We start from the raw sequence: 21,136 nt of genomic DNA on the forward strand, positions 1-21,136 counted from the left end.
CGAGACGGCAGCGGCCCCGCCGGGGGGTATGGCCGCGGCGGTGCGGAGAGGGTATTTTGTCCGGCTCAAATCCTGGGAAACAGCGGCATGGCTGGTGTCAACAAGGTCATTATTCTCGGGCGGCTCGGCCGCGATCCGGAAGTCCGGAATTTCCAGAACGGCGGCAAGGTGGTGAATCTGCGCCTTGCAACCTCCGAGCGATACAAGGATCGCGAAGGAAACCCGCAGGAGAGGACCGAGTGGCACTCGGTCGCGATCTTCAATGATCGCCTGGGCGAGGTTGCCGAAAAGTACCTGCGCAAGGGCAGCGAGGTCTACATCGAGGGCCAGCTCGAAACCCGCAAGTGGCAGGACAAGGACGGCCAGGACCGCTACACGACCGAGATCGTGCTGCGCCAGTACCGCGGCGAGTTGCAGCTCGTCGGCGGGCGCGGTGGCGGCTCCTCGGCCGATGAGGGTGGCGGGTATTCCGAGCGGCCGGCGAGCGGCGGCGGCGCCTCCCGCGGCGGCTACGAAGGCGGTGGCGGCGGCCGGCCCGGCGGCGGTGCCCGCGGCGGCGGGGGCTGGGATTCAAGGAAGACCGACCTCGACGACGAGATCCCCTTCTGACCCCATGCCCGCGCGGCGGTTGACGCAGGCCGCCGCGCGGGGCCTATGGCGCCGACGCCCCGCATCGCGCCGCGTCGCGCCGCGTGAACCACGACATCGGATCGAGATCCCCCCCGCGTGAGCGACCCCAGCACCCCCGGCGAGACCCCCTCGGACACGACGCCCGTCGCGCTCGAGGAGGAGATGCGCCGTTCCTACCTCGACTACGCGATGAGCGTGATCGTCGCGCGCGCCCTGCCGGATGCGCGCGACGGCCTCAAGCCGGTGCACCGCCGCATCCTGTTTGCGATGCAGGAGGCCGGCTACACATCCGACAAGCCGTACCGCAAGTCGGCCCGCGTCGTCGGCGACGTTATGGGTAAGTACCACCCGCACGGCGACGCCTCGATCTACGACGCCATGGTGCGCATGGCGCAGCCCTTCTCGATGCGCGTGCCGCTGATCGACGGGCAGGGGAATTTCGGGTCGGTCGACGGCGATCCGCCGGCGGCGATGCGCTACACCGAGGCGCGCCTCGCGCCCTCCGCCATGGCGCTGCTGGAAGGCATCGACGAGGACACCGTCGACTTCCAGCCGAACTACGACGAGAGCGCGGACGAGCCGCGCGTCCTGCCGGCCGCCTTCCCGAACCTGCTGGTGAACGGTGCGGGCGGCATCGCCGTCGGCATGGCGACCAATATCCCGACGCACAACCCGACCGAGGTCATCGACGCGACGCTGGCCCTGGTCGCCGACAACTCGCTGACGCTCGACGACCTGATGAAGATCATCCCCGGGCCGGATTTCCCGACCGGCGGGCTGATCCTCGGCCGGTCCGGCATCCGCGCGGCCTTCGAGACGGGCAGGGGCTCCATCCCGCTGCGCGCGCGCGCCGAGATCGAGGAGATGCGCGGCAACCGCCAGGCCATCGCCGTCACCGAGATTCCGTACCAGGTGAACAAGGCGACGCTGCTCGAGAAGATCGCCGAACTGGTCCGCGCCAAGGCGATCGAGGGCATCTCCGACCTGCGCGACGAATCCGACCGCTCGGGGATGCGCATCGTCATCGAGCTGAAGCGCGACGCGACGGCGGAAGTGGTGCTGAACCAGCTCTACCGCATGACGCAGCTCCAGACCTCCTTCGCGGTGAACTTCCTCGCGCTGCACAACGGCCGCCCGCAGCAGATGGGGCTGAAGGACGCGCTGATGGCGTTCATCGGCTTCCGCGAGGACGTGATCCTGCGCCGGTCCCGCCACCGCCTCGCCAAGGCGCGCGAACGCGGCCACCTGCTGATCGGCCTCGCCATCGCGGTCGCCAATATCGACGAGGTGATCCGCGTCATCCGCGCCAGCGCCGACGCCGCGACGGCGCGCGCCGCGCTGATGGAGCGCGACTGGCCGGCGGGCGATGTCGGCGTGCTGCTGGAACTGGTGGATGACTACCGCAACGTCATCACCCCGGCGGGCACGGTGCGCCTGACCGAGGAGCAGGCGCGCGGCATCCTCGACCTGCGCCTGCAGCGCCTGACGGGCCTCGAGCGCGAGAAGATCACCGGCGAGCTCGGCGAGGTCGGCGAGAAGATCCGCGAGCTGCTCGACATCCTCGGCTCCCGCACCCGCCGCATGGAGGTGATGTCGGCGGAACTGCTCGCCGTGCGCGCCAAGATCGCGGCGCCGCGCCTGACGCAGATCGTCGACGGCCTCGCCGATGTGGACGACGAGAGCCTGATCGAGCCGGGCACCATGGTGGTGACGCTGACGCGCGACGGCTACGTCAAGCGCACGCCGCTCGACACCTTCCGCGCCCAGGGGCGCGGCGGGAAGGGGCGGACGGGCGCGGGGACGCGGGAGGATGACGTCGTCATCCGTTCCTTCGTCGCGCATACCCACCAGTTCGTGCTGTTCTTCACCAGCCGCGGCATGGCCTTCCGGGAGAAGGTCTGGCAGTTGCCGGAAGGTGGCGCCACCGGCCGCGGGCGGTCGCTGCGCCAGGTGCTGGCGCTGCAGGAAGGCGAGAGCGTGACGGCAGTGCTGCCGCTGCCGCTCGACGAATCGCTGTGGGACGGACTGCACCTGGTCTTCGCGACGGTGCAGGGCAATGTCCGGCGCAACCGGCTGTCCGACTTCAGGAACGTCCGCTCCTCCGGCCTCATCGCCATGAAGCTGGACGAGGGCGACAGCCTGGTCGGCGTCGCCACCTGCCGCGAGGGCGACGACGTGCTGCTGGCGACGCGCCTCGGCAAGTGCATCCGCTTCCAGGCGGAACCGGACACGCTGCGCCTGTTCGCAGGCCGCGATTCGACCGGCGTGCGCGGCATCCGCCTGGCCGAGGGCGACAGCGTGATCGCGCTGTCGGTGCTGCGCCATAGCGATGCATCGCCGGAGGATCGCGTGGCCTATCTCAAGGCCGCTGCCGCCCGCCGCCGCGCCGCCGATGAGGAGGCCGAGGCCGCGCCCGCCGAGGATGGCGAGGAGGCCGTCGCCGACATCGCGCTGAGCCCCGAGCGCTTCGACGCGCTGGCCGAGGCCGAGGAACTGATCCTTGCCGTCACCGATGGCGGCTTCGGCAAGCGCACCTCCTCCCACGAGTATCGCGTCACCGGTCGCGGCGGGCAGGGCATCAACGGCATCACCCTGTCGCGCCGCACGGGGCGCGAGGTCGTCGCGACCTTCCCGGTGCGCGCGGGCGACCATCTCATGCTGGTCACCGATGGCGGGCAGCTCATCCGCATCGAGGCCGATGCGGTGCGCATCACGGGCCGGCAGGGCATGGGTGTCACGCTGATGCGCCTGGCCGAGGGCGAGCGGGTCATCTCCTGCTTCCCGGTGGCCGACGAGGATGAAGGCGGCGAAGACACGCCGCCGGAGGAAACGGCAGAAAACAATGGCTGAGCGCATCGCCCTCTACCCGGGCACCTTCGATCCCGTGACCAACGGGCATCTCGACATCATCGGCCGTGCCGCGCGGCTGGTGGACCGGCTGGTGGTCGGCGTCGCCATCAACATCGGCAAGGGGCCGCTCTTCGAGCTCGAGGAGCGGGTGGAGCTGGTGCGTGCCGAGACGGCGGCGATCGCTGCGCGCAACGGCACCATCATCGAGGTCCGACCCTTCGAGGGGCTGCTCGTGCACTACGCGCGCGAGATCGGGGCGCGCATGATCATCCGCGGCCTGCGGGCCGTCTCCGATTTCGACTACGAGTTCCAGATGGTCGGCATGAACCGCCGCCTGGACCAGGAGATCGAGACCGTCTTCCTGATGGCGTCCGAGACCAACCAGTTCATTGCCTCGCGCCTCGTGAAAGAGATCGCGCGGCTGGGCGGCGACATCGCGGGCTTCGTGCCCAGGACGACACTGGAGCGCACGCTTGCGAAGCTGCGCGCAACACAGGGCTGAAGAGGACCCCCCACATGGAACGCAGGACGCTTCTCGGCGGCAGCATCGCCGTCCTCGGGCTCTCTGCATGCGCGCGTGACGCGCGGGCGCAGGCCGCGCTCGACCCCGAGAACACGCTGATCCTGGAACTGCCCGCCGGGCGCGTGACCATCCAGCTCCTGCCCGACCTCGCGCCGCGCCATGTCGAGCGGGTGAAGCTGCTGGTGCGCCGCGGCTTCTACGACAACACGCCCTTCCATCGCGTGATCGAGGGCTTCATGGCGCAAGGCGGCGACCCGACCGGCACCGGCCGCGGCGGCTCCGACCTGCCGGACCTGCCGGCCGAGTTCAGCCCGCCCTCCCGCGCGCGCTTCATCCGTGGCACGGTGGGGGCGGCGCGCTCGCAGAACCCGAACAGCGCGAACAGCCAGTTCTTCATCATGTTCGCGCCCAATGCCGGCCTCGACGGCCAGTACACCATCTGGGGCCGCGTGGTGGCCGGCATGGACGCCGTTGACCGCATCAAGCGTGGATCGGGCCAGATGGGCATGGTGCCGGCGCCGGCCGACCGCATCCGCACGGCGCGCATCGCCGCCGATATCCGCTGATATTCTCCAGGACGAGATACCGATGACCGAGACCACCGCCGCCGACCCCGAGAACACCCTGATCCTCGAGCTCGAGCACGGCACCGTGACCATCGCGCTGCGGCCCGACCTGGCGCCCAGGCACGTCGAGCAGATCAAGGCGCTGGTGCGCCGCGGCTTCTACAACGACGTGCCCTTCCACCGCGTGATCGAGGGCTTCATGGCGCAGGGCGGCGACCCGACCGGCACCGGCCGCGGCGGATCCGACCTGCCGGATATCGAGGCCGAGTTCAGCCAGCCCGGCACGGCGCGCTTCCTGCGCGGCACCTGCGGCATGGCGCGCACCCAGGACCCGAACAGCGCGAACAGCCAGTTCTTCATCATGTTCGCCCCGGCGCCGAGCCTCGATGGCCAGTACACCATCTGGGGCCAGGTCACCGCGGGCATGGAGGCGGTGGACAAGATCAAGCGCGGCGCGGGGATGTCCGGCATGGTCCAGGGCCCCGACAAGATCCGCAGCATCAGGGTGGCGGCGGACGCCGCCTGACGCTATCACCCCGGCGCCGGGTCCACCTGGCCGGCGGCGCAGGCGGTGTCCCGGCCGCGCCGGGCCGGTGATGCCCGGCAAGGTCCGCGCGGCGTTCCGTGCCTCCCCGGGCATGGAGCTTCGGAGCCGGTAGCTCAGCGGTAGAGCATCCGACTTTTAATCGGATGGCCGAGGGTTCGAATCCCTCCCGGCTCATTCCCGCCCGCGCCGCAATCGCCGGGAGCCGATTCCGACCGGGTGGAACGGCCCGATCGGCTGGAACTGCTCGCGAAGTCGTACCGCCGAGCATGGCCGACGACCTCGTCGGCGCGGCGCAGTGGCGCTGCGCGCAAGGCTGGTGGGGTCGCCGCACGCGAAGCCGTAACCCTGTGGCGAGGCGGCCGAAAGTCCGGGCGGGATCAGCAGGCGAAGGCGGTTGCCGTGCGCCAGTTCGAGCGCGGGTCGCTTCAGGCCGCCTGATGACAATCCGCCCCGGGGCAGGCCGCGCCCGGATGCCGGCGGCGCGCAATCGGATCACCCCCCGCGTCGGTCCAGCCGCTTCTCCATGAACACCCGGAGGAAGCCGGCCTGCTCCTCGCGACCCGTCTCGATGAAGCCGAGGCGCAGGTAGAGCGCGAGGTTCCGTTCCATCTTCTCGTGGGTATAGAGCCAGACCCGGCCTTGGCCGCGGCGCCGCGCCTCCGCCTCGGCGAAGGCCAGCAGGGCACGGCCGAGACCCTTGCCCTGCGCGCCCTGCGCCACCGCGACGTTGTCGATCAGCAATCCGGTCGGCGTGTCCTCGAGGATCAGCGCGGCCTGCAGCACGCCGTCCTCCTCGACCAGCCAGGCCTGTCCGCTGCCGATGCGGGCGACATAGTCATCGGCCATCGGCGCGGGTTCGCGGCCGATGATGGCCACCCAGGGCGCGTAGGCCGCGCGGACCAGATCGCGCAGCGCGGCGGCGTCCTCGGGTCGTGCGGGGCGGGGGTTCGTCACCTGTTGCGGGGCAGCCGCCGCGCCAGGATGTCGAGCACCGCCATCCGGCAGGCGACCCCCATCTCCACCTGCTCGCCGATCACGCTGCGCGTCGGGTGGTCGGCGATGGCGCTGTCGATCTCGACGCCGCGGTTCATCGGGCCGGGGTGCATGACGATGCTGTCCGGCTTGGCGACCGCGAGCTTCTCCGCGTCCAGCCCGTAGAAGCGGAAGAATTCGCGCGCCGAGGGCACCAGCCCGCCCGACATGCGTTCCCGCTGCAGGCGCAGCATCATCACCACGTCGGCGTCCTTGAGGCCCGCCTTCATGTCGTGGAAGACCTCGACGCCGAGCCGCGCCGCATCCGCCGGGATCAGCGTCGGCGGGCCGACGATGCGCACGCGGCTGCCCATGGTCGTCAGCAGGTGGATGTTCGACCTTGCGACGCGGGAATGGGTGATGTCGCCGCAGATGGCGACGGTCAGCCCCTCCAGCCGGCCCTTGTGGCGGCGGATGGTGAGCGCATCGAGCAGCGCCTGGGTCGGGTGCTCGTGCGTGCCGTCGCCGGCATTGATGACCGCCGCATCGACCTTCTGGGAGAGCAGCGCCGGCGCGCCGGACTGGGCGTGGCGGATGACCAGCAGGTCGCACTGCATGGCGTTCAGCGTGCTCGCGGTGTCGAGCAGCGTCTCGCCCTTGTTCACCGAGGAGGTGCTGACCGACATGTTGATCACGTCCGCGCCCAGCCGCTTGCCGGCCAGTTCGAAGGAGGTGCGGGTGCGCGTGCTGTCCTCGAAGAACAGGTTGATCAGCGTGCGGCCCTTCAGCAGGTCCCGCTGCGTCTTCCCGGAACGATTGAGCAGCGCATAGGATTCCGCGAGGTCGAGCAGATCCGCGATATGCGGCGGCTCAAGGCCTTCGATGGCGAGCAGGTGCTTGGCGGGGAAGGCGACCATCGCGATTCGTCCAGGGGGCGGGGGCGCGCCACCCTAGAGCAAGTTCCGCCCGGCTGAAATCGGCCGGGCGGACGGGGTGGCGCAGCCCGGTCAGGCGGCGCGGATATCGGTGAGGAAGTGCTCCACCTGGCCGCGCAGGGATTCCGCCTGCCGCGCGAGTTCGGCGGAGGCGCTGCGCAGTTCCGCCGCCGCCCCGCCGGTGCGCTCGGCGCCCTCCCGCACGCCTGCGGCGTGGCGGGAGGCGTCGCGCGTGCCGTTCGCCGCCTCGGCCACCGCGCGGCCGATCTCCTGCGTGGCAGCCGCCTGCTGCTCAGCGGCGGCGGCGACCTGGGTGGTGGTACTGTCCAACTCGGCGATGGCCTGGGCGATGGTCGCGATGGCCTCCACCGTCCGGCCGGTTTCCTGCTGGATGGCGCTGATCTGGGCGCCGATGTCCTCGGTCGCCTTGGCGGTCTGGGCGGCGAGCTGCTTCACCTCGCTCGCCACCACGGCGAAGCCCTTGCCGGCTTCCCCGGCGCGCGCGGCCTCGATGGTCGCGTTCAGCGCCAGCAGGTTGGTCTGCCCGGCGATGTCGCTGATCAGCCGCACCACGTCGCCGATGCGGCTCGCCGCCTCGGCCAGGGTGCGGACCGTCTGGTCGGTGGCGCCGGCGGTCTCCGCGGCGCGGCGGGCCATGGTGGCGCTCGTCTGCACCTGGCGCGTCACCTCCCGGATGCTGGCGCCGAGTTCCTCCGCCGAAGCCGCGACGGTCTGCACATTGGCGCTGGCCTGCTCCGCCGCCGCGGCGACGGAGGCGGCGCGGGTCGCGCCATCCTCGGCCGTGGAGGTCATCCCCGCCGCGGTGGCATCGAGTTCCGTCGCCGCGGCGGCGACGCCGCGCAGCACGCCGGCGGTCTCGCTCTCGAAGCCCTTGAGCAGGCGCTCGAGACGCTCGCCGCGGGCGGCGCGCGCTTCCTGCTCCGCCGCGGCGGCGGCCGCCATGGCGTTGCGCTCGACGGAAGCCGCGCGCAGCACCTCGACCGCGCCGGCCATCTCGCCCAGCTCATCGGAGCGGTTGCGCTGCGGCACCTCGAGCGCGAGGTCGCCACCGGCGATGCGGGTGACGGTATCGGTCAGCTCGCGCACCGGCGAGACCACCCGGCGCAGCACCACGGCCACGCCGCCGGCGGCCGCGGCGAGCGCCAGCAACAGCACGGCGAGGGCCGCGATCAGCTGGGTCTGCGCCACCTGCCGAAGTTCCTCCGCGCGGGTCACCGCCTGGTCGAGCATCGCGTCGCGCGCCGGCATCAGGGAGGCGAGGGCAGGCACGCTCCAGGCGCGGAAGGTCTGCAGATCCTCGGGCCAGGGCGTGGTGGCGCCGGCCATGCGCGCCTGGATCAGGCGGACCCAGCTGCGGTAGCGCGGCTCCGACCGGGCAATGAAGCCGGACCGCAAGGCTTCCAGCGCGGCGGCAACCTCGGGCCCGGTGCCGACGGAGAGCTGTTCCGTCGTCGCGAAGGCCTGCTCGATCCTGCCGGTTGTGATCAGGAGCTGCTCGAGCGTCTCGGGCGGGATCGTGGCCACGTCCATGACGCTGTTGATCATCAGGCTGCGGCCGCCGGCGAGGGTGCGCGCCTGCATGATCTGGGAGGCCATCCGGATCAGCGGCGTGATCGCGGGCTGGAGGTCCTGGATGCGCTGTTCCGCACCGGCGCCCAGGCGCCCGAGCTGCGCGACCGATTCATCCCGCGCCGCCATGATGTCCCGCGCCAGGTTGCCGTCGGCGGGGGCGGCGGGCGCGGCGACCACGGCGGCGACGCGTTCCCGCAGGGCGGTCTGCCGGGCCGCGATTTCGCGCGGGGTGCTGGCGTCGAGGCCGGCGGCAGCGGCGGCGCGGGCGGCGTTGGCGAGGCTCATGTCGGTCTGCGTGGACGAGCGCCGCATGGCCGCGGCGTCGGCGCGGCGGGTGCTGCCGGCGGCATTGAGATCGCCGGATTCGATTGCGAGCGCGGTCTGCGCCTGCATGGTCGCGCGCAGCACCTCGGTTGCCGCATAGGCTTCCGCGGCGCGATCCATCCGTTGCCAGGCATTCTGCGCGAACCAGGCCGATCCAAGGAGGCCGGGCGCGGCGACGGACGCGAAGCCGATCAGGAAGACCTTGGTGATGCGCATGCTCTGGCAGCCTCTGGCGGTGGGGCCGTCAGGATGCTGTCGCCGGCCTTACGGGACGCCTAATGCGAGTCGGTTGTTCCGGCGCCGGGGCTTCATTCCGTCGCATGCCTTCCGAGGGGCGCGGGAGGGCCGGGCTCGTGCGGCGATGGACGCGGCGATGAGCGGGGCGGTGCGGGCCGGTGGCGGCATTCTCAAAGGGGCTCCCGACCACTGTTTCGGTCGCGCGTCGCGTCGAGGGCCGCCTGCAGCATGTAGGCCGCCGCCGCCCGGTCCACGGCCTCGGCCCGCTTCGCCCGCGTCAGGTCGGCCTCGCTCACCAGCATGCGGTTGACCGCCGCGGAGGAAAGGCGCTCGTCGAACAGGGCGACGGGCAGGCCGGTGGCGTCCGAGACCGCCCGCGCCCAGTCCCTGGCCGCCTGGGCGGCCGGGCCCATGCTGCCGTCCATCGACAAGGGCAGGCCGACGACCAGGCCGGCCGCGCCTTCCTTCCTGGCTATGGCGGCGATCTCGGCGGCATTGGCCGCCAGCTTCCCCCGCTTCAGGGCACCATAGGGACTGGCCAGCATGAGGGTGACGTCCGACAGCGCGACCCCGATCGTCTTCGTTCCGGGATCGAGGCCGATGAGCCGCGCATGCCGGGGCAGGGCGGCGCGGAGGTCCTTCAGGTTGATGATGGCCATGCCGGGCCTTATGGTCCGCGACCCGTTTCCCTGGAAGTAGAGAGTAATGTCCCTCGATACCGCCACCGTGCGGCGTGTCGCCGCCCTTGCCCGCATCCGCCTGGAGGAGGAGGAGGTCGCCCGTGTCCAGGGCGAGCTCAACGGCATCCTCGGCTGGATCGAGCAATTGCAGGCGGTGAACACCGACGGCGTGGAGCCGATGGCGGGCGGCACGCCGGAGGGCATCGCCGCCATGCCGATGCGCGAGGACGTCGTGACCGATGGCGGCCAGGCGGAAGCGGTGCTGGCGAATGCGCCGGACCGCGAGGGCGAGTATTTCGGCGTGCCGAAGGTGGTCGAGTGATGCATCCGACGGAATTCACCCTGGCTGGCGCCGTGGCGGCGCTGGAGGAAGGCGTCATCAGCTCCGAGGAGCTGACCCGCGCCCATGTCGAGGCGGTCGAGGCGCTGAACCCGCGGCTCAACGCCTTCATCACCGTGACCTCCGAGCAGGCGATGGCGGCCGCCAAGGCCTCTGACGCCAAGCGCCAGCGGGGCGATGCCGGGCCGCTGGAAGGCATCCCGATCGCCATCAAGGATCTGTTCTGCACCGAGGGGGTGCAGACCACCGCCGCGTCGAAGATCCTCGGCGGCTTCATCCCCCCCTATGAGAGCACGGTCACATCGCGGCTGAAGCGCGACGGGGCGGTGTTCCTGGGCAAGGCGAACCTCGATGAGTTCGCCATGGGCTCCTCCAACCTGACCTCGGCCTATGGCGGGGTGGCCAATCCCTGGTCGCGGCGCAACGACCCTGATGTCCGGCTGGTGCCGGGCGGCTCCTCGGGTGGCTCGGCCGCCGCCGTGGCGGCGCGGATGGCCCTGGGTGCGACCGGCACCGACACCGGCGGGTCGATCCGCCAGCCGGCGGCCTTCTGCGGCATCGCGGGCATCAAGCCGACCTATGGGCGCTGCTCGCGCTTCGGGATCGTGGCGTTTGCGTCCTCGCTCGATCAGGCGGGGCCGTTCGGCCGCACCGTCGAGGACTGCGCCATCCTGCTGCGCTCGATGGCCGGGCATGATCCGAAGGATTCGACCTCCGCCGACCGCCCGGTACCGGATTTCGCCAAGGCCTGCGGGCGGAGCGTGAAGGGGCTGCGCATCGGCGTGCCGAAGGAATACCGGCTCGACGGCACGCCGCCGGAGATCGAGAAGCTGTGGCGGCAGGGGCTCGACTGGCTGCGCGAGGCGGGGGCGGAGATCGTCGATATCTCCCTGCCGCATACGAAATACGCGCTGCCGACCTACTACATCGTCGCACCGGCGGAGGCGTCGTCGAACCTCGCGCGCTATGACGGCGTGCGCTTCGGGCTGCGGGTGGCGGAGCAGAATTCCGACCTGCGCGACCTCTATGAGCGCACCCGCGCCGCGGGCTTCGGGCAGGAGGTGCGGCGGCGCATCATGATCGGCACCTATGTGCTGAGCGCCGGCTACTACGACGCGTATTACCTCAAGGCGCAGAAGGTGCGGGCGCTGATCGCGCGCGACTTCCGCGAGGCCTGGGGGAAGGTGGATGCGATCCTGACGCCGGCGACGCCCTCCGCCGCCTTTGCGGAAGGCGAGAACACCGACGACCCGATCAAGATGTACCTGAACGACGTGTTCACGGTGACGGCGAACCTCGCCGGGCTGCCTGGGCTCTCGGTGCCGGCGGGGCTCGACCCGCAGGGGCTGCCGCTCGGGCTGCAGGTGATCGGGCGGCCCTTCGACGAGGAGACGGTGTTCGCGGTGGGCGCGGCGATCGAGCGCGCCGCCGACTTCAGGGCAGTTCCGAGCATGAGGGCCGGGGCATGAGCTACACCATCGACGGCGAGACGGGCGCCTGGGAACTCGTCATCGGGCTGGAAGTCCACGCGCAGGTCGTCAGCAACGCGAAGCTGTTCTCCGGCGCGGCGACAGCCTTCGGCGCCGAGCCGAACAGCCAGGTCTCCTTCATCGATGCCGGCTTCCCCGGCATGCTGCCGGTGATCAACCGCGAATGCGTGGCGCAGGCCGTGCGCACCGGGCTGGGGCTGAACGCGCAGGTGAACCTGTGGTCGCGCTTCGACCGCAAGAACTACTTCTATGCGGACCTGCCGCAGGGCTACCAGATCAGCCAGTACGCCCATCCGATCATCGGCGAGGGAAAGATCGAGATCGAGCTGCAGGATGGCAGCACGAAGACGATCGGCATCACGCGCCTGCACCTGGAGCAGGACGCCGGCAAGTCGCTGCACGACCAGCACCCGACCAAGTCGTTCATCGACCTGAACCGCTCGGGCGTGGCGCTGATGGAGATCGTGTCGGAACCGGACATGCGGTCCCCCGAGGAGGCCGGCGCGTATCTGACGAAGCTGCGGCAGATCCTGCGCTACCTCGGCACCTGCGACGGCAACATGGAGGAAGGCTCCATGCGCGCCGACGTGAACGTCTCCGTGCGCAAGCCCGGCGAAGGCTATCGCACGCGCTGCGAGGTGAAGAACGTCAACTCCATCCGCTTCGTCATGCAGGCGGTGGAGGCCGAGGCGCGCCGCCAGATCGAGGTGTGGGAATCCGGCGGCACGGTGGAGCAGGAAACCCGCCTGTTCGACACCGGCCGCGGCGTGACGCGGTCGATGCGGTCCAAGGAGGACGCGCACGACTACCGCTATTTCCCGGACCCCGACCTGCCGCCGCTGGTGATCGAGCAGTCCTGGGTCGATCAGCTCAAGGCCGCGCTGCCGGAACTGCCGGATCAGCGCCGGGCACGCTATGTCCGCGACTACGGTGTCACGCCCTATGACGCGCATGTGCTGACGCTCGAGAAGGAGACCGCCGCCTATTACGAGGCGGTCGCCAGGGGGCGCGACGCCAAGCTGGCGGCGAACTGGGTGATGGGCGACCTGTTCGCGGCCATCAACCGGACCAAGACCTCGATCGCCGAGCCGCCGGTCAGCGCGGCCGATCTCGGCGCGCTGCTGGACCTGATGGCGGACAACACGCTGTCGGGAAAGCTGGCGAAGGAAGTCTTCGAGGTGATGGTCGAGACCGGCCGCGCGCCGGGGACCATCGTCGAGGAGCGCGGCCTCAGGCAGGTGACCGATACCGGCGCGATCGAGGCGGTGGTGGATGGCGTGCTCGCCGCCAATGCCGACAAGGTCGCCGAGTTCAGGTCGGGCAAGGAGAAGCTGTTCGGCTTCTTCGTCGGCCAGACCATGAAGGCCATGCAGGGCAAGGGGAACCCGGCCCTGGTGAACGAGGTCCTGAAGAAGAAACTCGCCTGACGGCGCGCTTTCCCCGGGGCGGCGTGGCATGCTTCGCTGCGCCGCCCAGCAGGGGAAGCGCCATGCAGCCCGAGTCGCCAGTACCCGACGAACGTTACGCCGCGACGGTGCTGCTCGCCGAGCGGGCGGCAGTGCTGATCCTGCTCGCCGTCCTGCTCTACGGCGTGTTGCGGGTGCTCGAGCCCTTCGGCATGGCGATCGCCTTCGGCGCCTTCATCGCCATCGGCACCTGGCCGATGCGGGCTGCCCTGGTCCGCCGCGGGGTGCGGCCCGGCGCGGCGGCGGCGGCGATGCTGATCGCGGTGATCCTGCTGATTGCCGTGCCGGCCGTACTGATGGCACCGGGCCTTGCCGAGCAGATCGGCAGCGTCGTCGCCAAGGGGCGCACGGTGCTCGAGAACCTGCCCCCTGAGGCGCCCGCCTGGCTGGCGGATCTGCCGCTGGTCGGCGGGCGCATCGCCGCGGGCTGGCCGCGGCTGCAGGCGCTGCAGGGGGACATCAACTCGCTGCTCGCCCCCTACAGCGGGCAGATTGCGCGGCTGCTGGTGGAGATCGGCCAGCAGGCGGCGGCAAGCCTGCTGCAGATCCTGCTCGCCCTGATCGTCGCGACGATGTTCTGGACGAGCGGTGAGCGGATGGCGGAGCAACTGAAGGACATCGCCGGGCGGCTGGGCGGGACGACCGGTGTCGCGGCGGTGGAAGCCGCCGGCGGCGCGGTGCGCGGCGTGGCATGGGGCGTGGTCGGCACCGGCATGCTGCAGGCGGTGCTGATGGGGATCGGCCTGGCTGTCGCGGGCGTGCCCGGCGCCGCTGTGCTGGCGTTCCTGACCATGATCTTCTCGATCAGCCAGGTTCTCGGGCCGCTGGTGATCGTGACCTGGGTGGCGGCCGCCGCCTGGCTCTACGGCCAGGGGGAGACCGGTTGGGCGCTGTTCATGCTCGTCTGGGGGGCGATACCGGTCTCGGGCAGCGACAACATCGTGCGGCCGCTGCTGATCCAGCGGGGCAGCGCGATGCCGCTGGGCCTCATCATCCTGGGCGTCTTCGGGGGGCTGATCGCCTTCGGCTTCCTGGGGCTCTTCATCGGGCCGGCGCTGCTGGCGGTCGGGCACGGGTTGCTCGACGCCTGGCGCCGGGCAGGGGCAGGGGGCGTTCACCCGGAGGCATGACCGCCTGGGGCGGTGGACGGGCAGGGGTCGCCATGCGAAGCCTGCCGTCGAAGCCTGCGGAGGACATGCGCGGATGAGCATCGAGTTCTGGACGTGGAATACGCCCAACGGGCGCAAGATCAGCGTTGCGCTCGAGGAGATGGGGCTGCCCTACACGGTGAAGACCGTGAACATCTCCAAGGATGAGCAGTTCAATCCCGAGTTCCTCGCCTTCAGCCCGAACAACCGCATCCCGGCGATCAAGGACCCCGATGGGCCTGACGGCAAGCCGATCACGGTGTTCGAGAGCGGGGCGATCCTGCTGTACCTCGCTGAAAAGACCGGGAAGTTCCTGCCGAAGAGCCTGCGAGACCGTGTGCCGGTCTATGAATGGCTGATGTGGCAGATGGGTGGGTTCGGGCCGATGCCCGGCCAGGTGCACCATTTCCTGATGCAGCCGGAGGGGCCTGCGCGGGACTACGGCTTCAGCCGCTACCACAAGGAGACGGTGCGGCTGTACGGGGTGCTGGACCGGCGGCTGGCGGGGCGGGATTTCGTGGCGACGACTGGCGAGCCCAGCGTGGCCGATTTCGCGATTCTCGGCTGGGCCTGGCGGCATGAGCGGCACCAGGTGGACCTGGCGGCGCTGCCGAACGTGAAGCGCTGGTACGAGACGATGATGGCCCGTCCGGCGACGAAGCGCGGATTCGAGGTGGCGCTGTCCTAGGCTTGCGCGGCGGGCGGCGCGGGATGTTTGACGATCCGCGCCCCCGCCGGTAGAAGCAGCGCCCTGCAACGCCGTGTGACTTTCCACTCCTGCGGAGGGGTGGCCGAGTGGCCGAAGGCGGCGGTTTGCTAAACCGTTATAGGATGTCAAGTCCTATCGTGGGTTCGAATCCCATCCCCTCCGCCATTCCTATTTATCTCAAGAAAATCAACGACTTATAGCCTGTCCCCACACAGGTTAACCTCTTGGGGTTCTGCGTTAGGCCGCCTTCCTTTCGGCGCTTGCGCTTCATCGTCGAGCGGTTAGTGACCGTTGACACGAGCTTCCGTGAAGCCCTGCGCCGCGACGATGGCCGACCGGATGAGAGGCGGGAGCCGAAGCGCCGGTGGGAGAGGGTGTCAGTTGGACAATGGGATGGATTGTCGGCGCTGTTTGAAGAGCGGTCCCCCTGGTCCGACGCGAACGACGCTCGGATCGCGATCATAGAGGCTAAGCGCACAATCGAGGACACCGCCTGGGAACTTCTGGCAGACCGTCAAGCCGGCATGAAGCTCCGTCACCTGCGAGGCCTCTTGGTGCGAGCCGCCGCCCCGCTGGAACGCTGTCGCGCCGCCTTTCGAGACGCATCCGAACTTCTTTCTCCGTCCAGCCTCCGCGCATTGTCCGCCTGGGTGAGCGATCCAGATTGCGAACTGGGCTACGAGGGGGGCACGGAAATCCGTGTCACTAAGTCCGGGTTTCGGGTTCTCGCGGCGGGAGGCATCACATCCTTTGAGGCGCCGGCGGGCTTTCAGGAGGCTGAAATTCCCAACGTGCGGCGGCTCGCGGACCTTGCGAAGCAACTGGGGAGTTGATGGCCTCGGGGCTTTTCATTGCGCCCCGACGCCAATAGCGACCTGAACCGCCCCGGGTTTGTCGGAGGCTCCAACACCTGAGAGGCTGGAGCGATGACGAGCAAGACGACGAACAAGTTTTCGCCTGAGGTTCGCGAGCGTGCGGTGCGAATGGTGCTCGATCACGAGGCGCAGCACGCGTGGCGCTGGACGACGATCGTCTCGATCGCGGCCAAGATTGGCTGCACGGGCCAGACGCTGAACGAATGGGTGAAACAGTCGGAGCGTGACACCTCACGTTCTCGCCCTCATGAAGTGGGGCCGAAGACCGAGGGACCGAGCATGGGGACGGGGCCCGGGCGAGCTGCCGCGAATCTCCTGCACTCCCGACCAATCCAACTTCGGGAGCGGTTTACGGTGCAGTCGCGGCTGCAACGGAAGGGACCGGGAGATATCCCCCAGTATCGCACGCCCCAAGCATCGCAGGCGGCAACGCATTCGGGGCAATCTCCCCGAACCGTCGGCCCCGCCTCGTCAACGCCCACGAGCGACCACGGCAACCGGACGCGGGAGCCCGTGACCGTACTGACCGCCTACGCCGCCGCGGCCCGGCTTTCGTTCACGATCCGCCCATCCTCCATTTCGATCATCCGGTCGAACAGATCGATCGATCGCGGGTCATGCGTCACCACCGCAACGGCAGCCAGCCGTCGCCGGGCGATGCCCAGCAGCAGTTCCATCACCTGACGGCCGCGACGGCTGTCGAGCGCTGCGGTGGGCTCGTCCGCCAGCAGCAGCACCGGGTCGTTCGCGAGGGCGCGGGCCACCGCGACGCGCTGCTGTTCCCCGCCTGACAGCCCGGCCGGCCGATTGCCGGCCCGGTGCGCGATATCGAGGGCGGCGAGCAGCCCCATCGCACGCTGCTCCGCCTCCCCCGCCGGCACGCCGTCGATCACCATGGCGAGCGCGACATTCTCGACCGCCGTCAGGAAGGGCACCAGGTTCGGCTTCTGGAAGACGAAGCCGATGTGGCGGCGGCGGAAGTCGCGCAGCGCGGCCTCCCCGGCCATGGTGTCCGCCTGCGTGCCGCTGAAGCGCACCGTGCCCTCGGTCGGAATCTCCAGCAGCCCCGCCGCCATCAGCAGCGTGGTCTTGCCGCAGCCGGAGGGACCGAAGATCCCGAGCATCTCGCCCGCGACGAGACGCAGCGTCACATCCTCGAGCGCATTCACCAGGCTGCCGTCGCCGCCGCGATAACGGATGCTGACGGCATCGAGCGAGAGCACCGGCACGCCGGCCCCCGGCATCATGCCAGGACCTCCTTCGCGCGCACGCGCAGCGCGCGCGCGATGCCGATCCAGCTTCCGAACGCGCAGGCCAGCATCAATCCGCAGAAGATCAGCGCGAGATCCTCGGGCAGCAGCACGACGCGGCGCGGGAATTGCGGGAACAGCAGCACCGACAGCGCCAGCGCGACGCCATAGGCCAGCAGACCGATCAGCACCGCCTGCTGCAGGATCATCGACAGGATGAAGCCGTCGCGCGCGCCGATCAGCTTCAGCATCGCGATCTCGTGCAGCTTCTCGATCGTGCTGTTGTAGATGGTCATGGCGATGACGACGCCGGTCACCGTCAGCAGCAGGACCGCGAAGAACAGGATCTGCAGGCGCAGCCGCCACAGCCGGCCATCGACCAGCACGTCGCGCTGCTGGGAGCGGGACAGCACGGCAACGTCGCCCCAGGCCTCGATGATGGTCGCGACCTCGTCCGTCATACCCGGCGCCGTCGTCACGATCACGGCGGCGATGCGGCTCGGCCGGTCGGCGGTCGTTCCCAGCCCCTGCGCACGGTCGAGCAGCACCGCCTCCGGCCGGCGGCTGTCGGCGATGTCCATCGTGTCCGGGACGGTGACGAAGAGTTGGCCGTCGCCCGACATGTCGACCTGGCCTTCCGTCAGCCCCACCACGCGGTAGAGGTCGCGGCCAAGCCGCACCTCCTGCCCCAGCGCGAGGCCGAGGCTCGCATCGGCGATCGCCTCTCCGCGCGCCTCCTCGATCAGCCGACCTGCCGTCAGCCCCACCCAGGCGCCCTGGTCCTTGGGGAAGTCGAGCCCCGTCACCGCGATGCGCTGGCGCCGTCCGCCGATCTCGAACTGCAGGTTGTTCTGCACGAAGCGGCGCACGGCCTGCGCCCCCGCCACCCCCTCCACCCGGCGGTCGAGGCTGGCGGAGACGGTGGAGGCCTCGGCGAAGGGCCCCGCGCGGCCGCCCTGCACCACCCAGAGATCGGCGCCGATCTCCTCGATGGTCAGCAGCGCGTCGTGCAGAACGCCGCGATAGAGGCCGGTGATGCCCATGCAGCCGGTGAGCAGGAAGCCGACGCCGGCGGCGGCGAGCACGAAGCGCAGCATATTGGCCGAGAGATCGCGCCAGGCGAGGTAGTTCATCGCGGCTCTCCCTCCAGCACCGGCGCGACGGGCGCGGCGGCATAGAGCCCGCGCGGCCGGCGCAGCACGATCTCGCCCTCGCCGAGCCCCTCCAGCACCTCGATCCGTCCCTGCGCCGCCGCCCCCAGCCGCACCTCGCGCCAGCGCGCGCGCTGTCCGCCCTCGGCGATCCAGAGGCCGGTGCGGCCGCCCCGCGGGGCGAGCGCATCCTGCGGCACGGCGATCACCGCCGGCGCGCTGCCGGTGACGAGGCTGACCGTCGCCCGCTGGCCGATCGCCCAGTGCGGCGGCAGGGTCCCGGGCGTGACCTCGATGGTGAATTCGCGCGTCGTCGTGTCCACGCTGCGCCCGAGCCGCAGCACCGTGCCGGGGAAGACGCGCCCCGGATAGGAGACGTAGCGGATCTCCGCCGCCTGCCCGGGCGCCACCATGGCCATGACGGATTCGTCGAGCCGCGCGGCGAGGACGATGCTCGCCGGATCGACCAGGCGCAGGATGGTGGTGCCGGCGGCGACGACATCGCCCACGCTGTGCAGGCGGTCGGTGACGATGCCGCCGACCGGCGCGGCGACGGTGCCGTCCGCGACCCGCAGTTCGGCCACGCGCTCCGCGGCCTCGGTGGCGGCGAGCTTGTCGCGCGCACGCAGCACCGCGCTGCGGCTGCGCTCGGCGCTGGCCACGGCCTGGTCCAGCGTGGCGCGCGCGGCGTCGAATTCCGCCCGTGTCGCGAAGCCGCGCGGCAGCAGCTCCGCCTTGCGCCCGTGATCGGCGCGCGCGCGCAGCAGCGCGGCCTCGGCGCCGTCGCGGTCGCTTTCGGCTTCGGTGACGGCGCGGCGCGCCGCCTCGGTCTCCGCCCGTGCCTGGGCAAGCTGATGCGCGGCATCGGCGACGTCGAGCCGGGCGAGGATCTCCCCGGCTTCGACGCGTGCCCCTTCCTCGACCGGGAGGTCGAGGATGCGGCCCTGGATGCGCGCGCTGACCTCCACCTTGACCAGCGCATCGAGCAGCGCCGGGCCGGTCACGCTGCGGGTGAAGGGTGCCGCGCGGACGAGGACGGCATCCGCCCGCGCCGGCACCGCATAGCGCCAGCCGAACAGCGCGAGGCCGGCGGCGGCGGCGAGCAGCAGCCATCGCCGCCCACGGCGCCGGCGCGGCGGCGGGGGCGGGCGGGCCTCCGACAGGCTGGGCAAGGCACCCTGGTGCGCGGCTGCTCCATCATCCATGCGTTGCGTCTCCTGTCCGTGTGGCATCCGGGCGGCGCGACCGTCCGCCCGGATGCAGGATCACCACGCGCGGCGCGGTCGCGTGCCGGAGACGCTGCCCGAGCGCGTCACCGTCCCGCCCCGGGGTCCGGTGGCCGTGCTCTGCACGGACCACTGGCCGGGAGCGTTGCGCGTCACGTTGCGGCTGCGCGTGGCGCTGTTGCCCTGCGGCCCGGTGACCGTCCCGGTGCGGGTGCAGTTGCCCCCCTCGCAGCTTGCCGAGCCGGAGCGGGTCACGGACTGGCCCTGCGGCCCGGTGACGGTGCCGGTGCGGGTGCAATCGCCACCCGCGCAGCTTGCCGAACCGGAGCGGGTCACGGTCTGGCCCTGCGGCCCGGTGACCGTGCCGGTGCGGGTGCAGTTGCCGCCCTCGCAGCTCGCCGAGCCGGAGCGGGTCACGGTCTGGCCCTGCGGCCCGGTGACGGTGCTCTCCGCCGTCCAGGCGAAGGCGATGGCGGGGGCGAAGGCGGCGACGCCCAATATCGCGGACGCCAGGAGGATCTTGCGCATGAGGTCGGGTTTCCCGGTCGGTTGTCGTGTGCCGTCAGCGCTGCAGGCTGCTCATCGCCTGGCGGCAGTTCGGCGACAGCCGCTCGCTGTTCTGCTGCAGGCAGGCGAGGATGCGGCCGCCGCCGCGTTCCACGCCGGAGCAGTAGCTGCGCACGTCCGGCATGCAGGCCTGCGCGGCCTGTCGCTGCGACTGCGTCATGCGGCCCTGCGCCATCGCCGGCGTCGCGAGGAGCGGCAGGGCGGTCAGCCCCAGCAGGCCGAGCCGCAGGATCAGGGGAGGGGTCATGGGCGGAATCTCCTTTCAGCAAGAGCGGGCGGATCAGCCGCGCCGCGGGGTCACGTCGCCAGGGCCGGCGATGGCCGGTCCGCCGACGGCGGGAACGGACAGCGGCTCGGCCTGGCGATCCCAGCCGACCTGCCGGAAGTAGGTGACGGTCCGCTCGACCACGGCCTCGGCCAGGTCGCGCAGGTCCCGCGACGGGCCGCGGCCGCGGAACTCGGCCGCGGCGGTGCCGGCCGCGCCGGCCACGGCCAAGACGCTTCGCGTGCCCAGGCCGACGCCCAGCGGCATGACGAGGCCGGGGCGGTAGCCGCTGTGCGAGCTGCCATGGAGGAACAGCAGGTCCTGCGAGGCGGCCTGGCCGCCAGGCGGCAGCAGCCGCGCCTGCACCTCGAGCCGCGACTGCCCCAGCCCGAAGCCGAGGGCGATGCGCTGGAGCCGGCTGCCTTCCTCGACGCGCAGCAACCGGAGCGAAAGGCGTGCGGCGTCGGGGCCGGCGCGGTCGACGGTCGCCGTCTCGGCAGGAATGCCGCGCTCCTGCAGCCCCTGGACGATCGCCGCGGTCAGCTGGGTCGCGGTGCGGCCGGCGAGCAGGGGATCCGCCCCCTCCGTCGCGGCCTGCGCGGCCTCGGTGACCACGAGCAGCCGGGCGGGCGGCGGTCCGGCCTGGTGGGCGGCGGTGGCGGTCTCCGTCAGCCGCGCTCCGCCGCAGCCGGTGAGCAGCAGCAGGACGAGGATCGGCGCGAAGCACTCCCGGCGGCCCGCACCGGCCTCCGTCTTTGCCGCCAAGGCATGCGTCGCTGCTGTCATCGCTTC

The 21,136-nt window shown here is 70.9% G+C and carries 21 protein-coding genes, 2 tRNA genes and 1 pseudogene; 14 read left to right on the top strand and 10 right to left on the bottom strand.

Annotation, left to right across the window (positions count from 1 at the left end):
* The first annotated feature begins 87 nt into the window (after nucleotides 1-87).
* From ssb to GXW74_RS14430, 6 genes are all read left to right on the top strand, one after another.
* Nucleotides 88-609 (top strand): single-stranded DNA-binding protein, encoded by a 522-nt coding sequence (gene ssb, locus GXW74_RS14405; RefSeq protein ID WP_211847212.1) that lies wholly within the window; start codon nucleotides 88-90, stop codon nucleotides 607-609.
* 117 nt (nucleotides 610-726) lie between these two features.
* A complete protein-coding gene (gene gyrA, locus GXW74_RS14410) occupies nucleotides 727-3,480 on the top strand; it encodes a DNA gyrase subunit A (RefSeq protein WP_211847213.1) in 2,754 nt (917 codons plus the stop codon).
* A complete protein-coding gene (gene coaD / locus GXW74_RS14415; protein WP_211847214.1) occupies nucleotides 3,473-3,982 on the top strand; it encodes a pantetheine-phosphate adenylyltransferase in 510 nt (169 codons plus the stop codon). Before gyrA ends, coaD begins: the two co-directional genes overlap by 8 nt.
* 14 nt (nucleotides 3,983-3,996) lie before the next feature.
* Nucleotides 3,997-4,569, top strand: coding sequence for a peptidylprolyl isomerase (locus tag GXW74_RS14420; protein WP_211847215.1), 573 nt, complete (start codon nucleotides 3,997-3,999; stop codon nucleotides 4,567-4,569).
* 22 nt (nucleotides 4,570-4,591) lie between these two features.
* The gene (locus tag GXW74_RS14425; protein ID WP_211847216.1) at nucleotides 4,592-5,095 is read left to right on the top strand and encodes a peptidylprolyl isomerase; all 504 of its coding nucleotides are present in this window, start codon (nucleotides 4,592-4,594) and stop codon (nucleotides 5,093-5,095) included.
* A gap of 123 nt (nucleotides 5,096-5,218) precedes the next feature.
* A tRNA-Lys gene (locus GXW74_RS14430) sits at nucleotides 5,219-5,290 on the top strand.
* A gap of 318 nt (nucleotides 5,291-5,608) precedes the next feature.
* On the opposite strand, the gene GXW74_RS14435 is transcribed toward GXW74_RS14430, so the two are convergent.
* The 4 genes from GXW74_RS14435 to ruvX all read right to left on the bottom strand — a co-directional run bounded on the left by GXW74_RS14435 (nucleotide 5,609) and on the right by ruvX (nucleotide 9,836).
* Entirely contained in the window at nucleotides 5,609-6,070 is a 462-nt protein-coding gene (locus GXW74_RS14435; protein WP_211847217.1) for a GNAT family N-acetyltransferase, read from the bottom strand.
* Nucleotides 6,067-7,005: an aspartate carbamoyltransferase catalytic subunit gene (locus GXW74_RS14440; RefSeq protein WP_211847218.1), complete on the bottom strand. Its 939-nt coding sequence runs from the start codon at nucleotides 7,003-7,005 to the stop codon at nucleotides 6,067-6,069. Before GXW74_RS14440 ends, GXW74_RS14435 begins: the two co-directional genes overlap by 4 nt.
* Nucleotides 7,006-7,095: 90 nt before the next feature.
* Entirely contained in the window at nucleotides 7,096-9,156 is a 2,061-nt protein-coding gene (locus GXW74_RS14445) for a methyl-accepting chemotaxis protein (RefSeq protein ID WP_211847219.1), read from the bottom strand.
* A 191-nt stretch (nucleotides 9,157-9,347) separates the two neighbouring features.
* Nucleotides 9,348-9,836, bottom strand: a complete 489-nt coding sequence (gene ruvX / locus GXW74_RS14450; protein WP_211847220.1) for a Holliday junction resolvase RuvX — start codon at nucleotides 9,834-9,836, stop codon at nucleotides 9,348-9,350.
* Nucleotides 9,837-9,882: 46 nt separating this feature from the next.
* Between ruvX and gatC the strand changes: the two genes are divergently transcribed.
* The 8 genes and pseudogenes from gatC to GXW74_RS27995 form a co-directional block, all read left to right on the top strand.
* Complete coding sequence (gene gatC, locus GXW74_RS14455) at nucleotides 9,883-10,179, top strand: Asp-tRNA(Asn)/Glu-tRNA(Gln) amidotransferase subunit GatC (RefSeq protein ID WP_211847221.1); 297 nt, start codon at nucleotides 9,883-9,885, stop codon at nucleotides 10,177-10,179.
* Entirely contained in the window at nucleotides 10,179-11,666 is a 1,488-nt protein-coding gene (gene gatA, locus GXW74_RS14460) for an Asp-tRNA(Asn)/Glu-tRNA(Gln) amidotransferase subunit GatA (RefSeq protein ID WP_211847222.1), read from the top strand. Before gatC ends, gatA begins: the two co-directional genes overlap by 1 nt.
* Nucleotides 11,663-13,114 (top strand): Asp-tRNA(Asn)/Glu-tRNA(Gln) amidotransferase subunit GatB, encoded by a 1,452-nt coding sequence (gene gatB, locus GXW74_RS14465; protein WP_211847223.1) that lies wholly within the window; start codon nucleotides 11,663-11,665, stop codon nucleotides 13,112-13,114. Before gatA ends, gatB begins: the two co-directional genes overlap by 4 nt.
* Before the next feature lie 62 nt (nucleotides 13,115-13,176).
* The gene (locus tag GXW74_RS14470) at nucleotides 13,177-14,283 is read left to right on the top strand and encodes an AI-2E family transporter (protein ID WP_211847224.1); all 1,107 of its coding nucleotides are present in this window, start codon (nucleotides 13,177-13,179) and stop codon (nucleotides 14,281-14,283) included.
* A 73-nt stretch (nucleotides 14,284-14,356) separates the two neighbouring features.
* On the top strand, nucleotides 14,357-14,989 hold the full coding sequence (locus tag GXW74_RS14475) for a glutathione S-transferase family protein (RefSeq protein WP_211847225.1): 633 nt from the start codon (nucleotides 14,357-14,359) through the stop codon (nucleotides 14,987-14,989).
* A gap of 93 nt (nucleotides 14,990-15,082) precedes the next feature.
* Nucleotides 15,083-15,175 (top strand) — tRNA-Ser (locus GXW74_RS14480).
* Nucleotides 15,176-15,294: 119 nt separating this feature from the next.
* Complete coding sequence (locus GXW74_RS14485; RefSeq protein ID WP_211847226.1) at nucleotides 15,295-15,843, top strand: hypothetical protein; 549 nt, start codon at nucleotides 15,295-15,297, stop codon at nucleotides 15,841-15,843.
* Nucleotides 15,844-15,936: 93 nt separating this feature from the next.
* Nucleotides 15,937-16,149: pseudogene (locus GXW74_RS27995) on the top strand (IS3 family transposase); the annotation flags it as partial.
* A 266-nt stretch (nucleotides 16,150-16,415) separates the two neighbouring features.
* On the opposite strand, the gene GXW74_RS14490 reads toward GXW74_RS27995, so the two are convergent.
* Genes GXW74_RS14490 through GXW74_RS14515 form a run of 6 tightly spaced genes read right to left on the bottom strand, consistent with a single transcriptional unit; the run spans nucleotide 16,416 to nucleotide 21,130 of the window.
* Nucleotides 16,416-17,132 carry an ABC transporter ATP-binding protein gene (locus GXW74_RS14490; RefSeq protein WP_246523355.1) on the bottom strand — a complete coding sequence of 239 codons (717 nt, stop codon included), beginning with the start codon at nucleotides 17,130-17,132 and terminating at the stop codon, nucleotides 16,416-16,418.
* Nucleotides 17,129-18,268, bottom strand: coding sequence for an ABC transporter permease (locus GXW74_RS14495; RefSeq protein ID WP_211847227.1), 1,140 nt, complete (start codon nucleotides 18,266-18,268; stop codon nucleotides 17,129-17,131). Before GXW74_RS14495 ends, GXW74_RS14490 begins: the two co-directional genes overlap by 4 nt.
* Entirely contained in the window at nucleotides 18,265-19,491 is a 1,227-nt protein-coding gene (locus GXW74_RS14500; RefSeq protein ID WP_211847228.1) for an efflux RND transporter periplasmic adaptor subunit, read from the bottom strand. Before GXW74_RS14500 ends, GXW74_RS14495 begins: the two co-directional genes overlap by 4 nt.
* Before the next feature lie 60 nt (nucleotides 19,492-19,551).
* Nucleotides 19,552-20,040 (bottom strand): hypothetical protein, encoded by a 489-nt coding sequence (locus GXW74_RS14505; RefSeq protein WP_211847229.1) that lies wholly within the window; start codon nucleotides 20,038-20,040, stop codon nucleotides 19,552-19,554.
* A gap of 34 nt (nucleotides 20,041-20,074) precedes the next feature.
* A complete protein-coding gene (locus tag GXW74_RS14510; protein WP_211847230.1) occupies nucleotides 20,075-20,326 on the bottom strand; it encodes a cysteine rich repeat-containing protein in 252 nt (83 codons plus the stop codon).
* A 33-nt stretch (nucleotides 20,327-20,359) separates the two neighbouring features.
* Entirely contained in the window at nucleotides 20,360-21,130 is a 771-nt protein-coding gene (locus GXW74_RS14515) for a DUF4410 domain-containing protein (protein WP_211847231.1), read from the bottom strand.
* Between the last annotated feature and the right edge of the window lie 6 nt (nucleotides 21,131-21,136).

This window comes from Neoroseomonas eburnea (genome assembly GCF_018129005.1).
In the GTDB taxonomy this organism is placed as follows: Bacteria; Pseudomonadota; Alphaproteobacteria; order Acetobacterales; family Acetobacteraceae; genus Neoroseomonas; species Neoroseomonas eburnea.

Excerpts from the sequence above, each read along its gene's own strand:
- ssb (WP_211847212.1), top strand. The coding sequence starts at position 88 with ATGGCTGGTGTCAACAAGGTCATTATTCTCGGGCGGCTCGGCCGCGAT.
- coaD (WP_211847214.1), top strand. The coding sequence starts at position 3,473 with ATGGCTGAGCGCATCGCCCTCTACCCGGGCACCTTCGATCCCGTGACC.
- GXW74_RS14420 (WP_211847215.1), top strand. The coding sequence starts at position 3,997 with ATGGAACGCAGGACGCTTCTCGGCGGCAGCATCGCCGTCCTCGGGCTC.
- GXW74_RS14425 (WP_211847216.1), top strand. The coding sequence starts at position 4,592 with ATGACCGAGACCACCGCCGCCGACCCCGAGAACACCCTGATCCTCGAG.
- GXW74_RS14440 (WP_211847218.1), bottom strand. The coding sequence starts at position 7,005 with ATGGTCGCCTTCCCCGCCAAGCACCTGCTCGCCATCGAAGGCCTTGAG.
- GXW74_RS14445 (WP_211847219.1), bottom strand. The coding sequence starts at position 9,156 with ATGCGCATCACCAAGGTCTTCCTGATCGGCTTCGCGTCCGTCGCCGCG.
- ruvX (WP_211847220.1), bottom strand. The coding sequence starts at position 9,836 with ATGGCCATCATCAACCTGAAGGACCTCCGCGCCGCCCTGCCCCGGCAT.
- gatC (WP_211847221.1), top strand. The coding sequence starts at position 9,883 with ATGTCCCTCGATACCGCCACCGTGCGGCGTGTCGCCGCCCTTGCCCGC.
- gatA (WP_211847222.1), top strand. The coding sequence starts at position 10,179 with ATGCATCCGACGGAATTCACCCTGGCTGGCGCCGTGGCGGCGCTGGAG.
- gatB (WP_211847223.1), top strand. The coding sequence starts at position 11,663 with ATGAGCTACACCATCGACGGCGAGACGGGCGCCTGGGAACTCGTCATC.
- GXW74_RS14470 (WP_211847224.1), top strand. The coding sequence starts at position 13,177 with ATGCAGCCCGAGTCGCCAGTACCCGACGAACGTTACGCCGCGACGGTG.
- GXW74_RS14475 (WP_211847225.1), top strand. The coding sequence starts at position 14,357 with ATGAGCATCGAGTTCTGGACGTGGAATACGCCCAACGGGCGCAAGATC.
- GXW74_RS14490 (WP_246523355.1), bottom strand. The coding sequence starts at position 17,132 with ATGATGCCGGGGGCCGGCGTGCCGGTGCTCTCGCTCGATGCCGTCAGC.
- GXW74_RS14495 (WP_211847227.1), bottom strand. The coding sequence starts at position 18,268 with ATGAACTACCTCGCCTGGCGCGATCTCTCGGCCAATATGCTGCGCTTC.
- GXW74_RS14500 (WP_211847228.1), bottom strand. The coding sequence starts at position 19,491 with ATGGATGATGGAGCAGCCGCGCACCAGGGTGCCTTGCCCAGCCTGTCG.
- GXW74_RS14505 (WP_211847229.1), bottom strand. The coding sequence starts at position 20,040 with ATGCGCAAGATCCTCCTGGCGTCCGCGATATTGGGCGTCGCCGCCTTC.
- GXW74_RS14510 (WP_211847230.1), bottom strand. The coding sequence starts at position 20,326 with ATGACCCCTCCCCTGATCCTGCGGCTCGGCCTGCTGGGGCTGACCGCC.
- GXW74_RS14515 (WP_211847231.1), bottom strand. The coding sequence starts at position 21,130 with ATGACAGCAGCGACGCATGCCTTGGCGGCAAAGACGGAGGCCGGTGCG.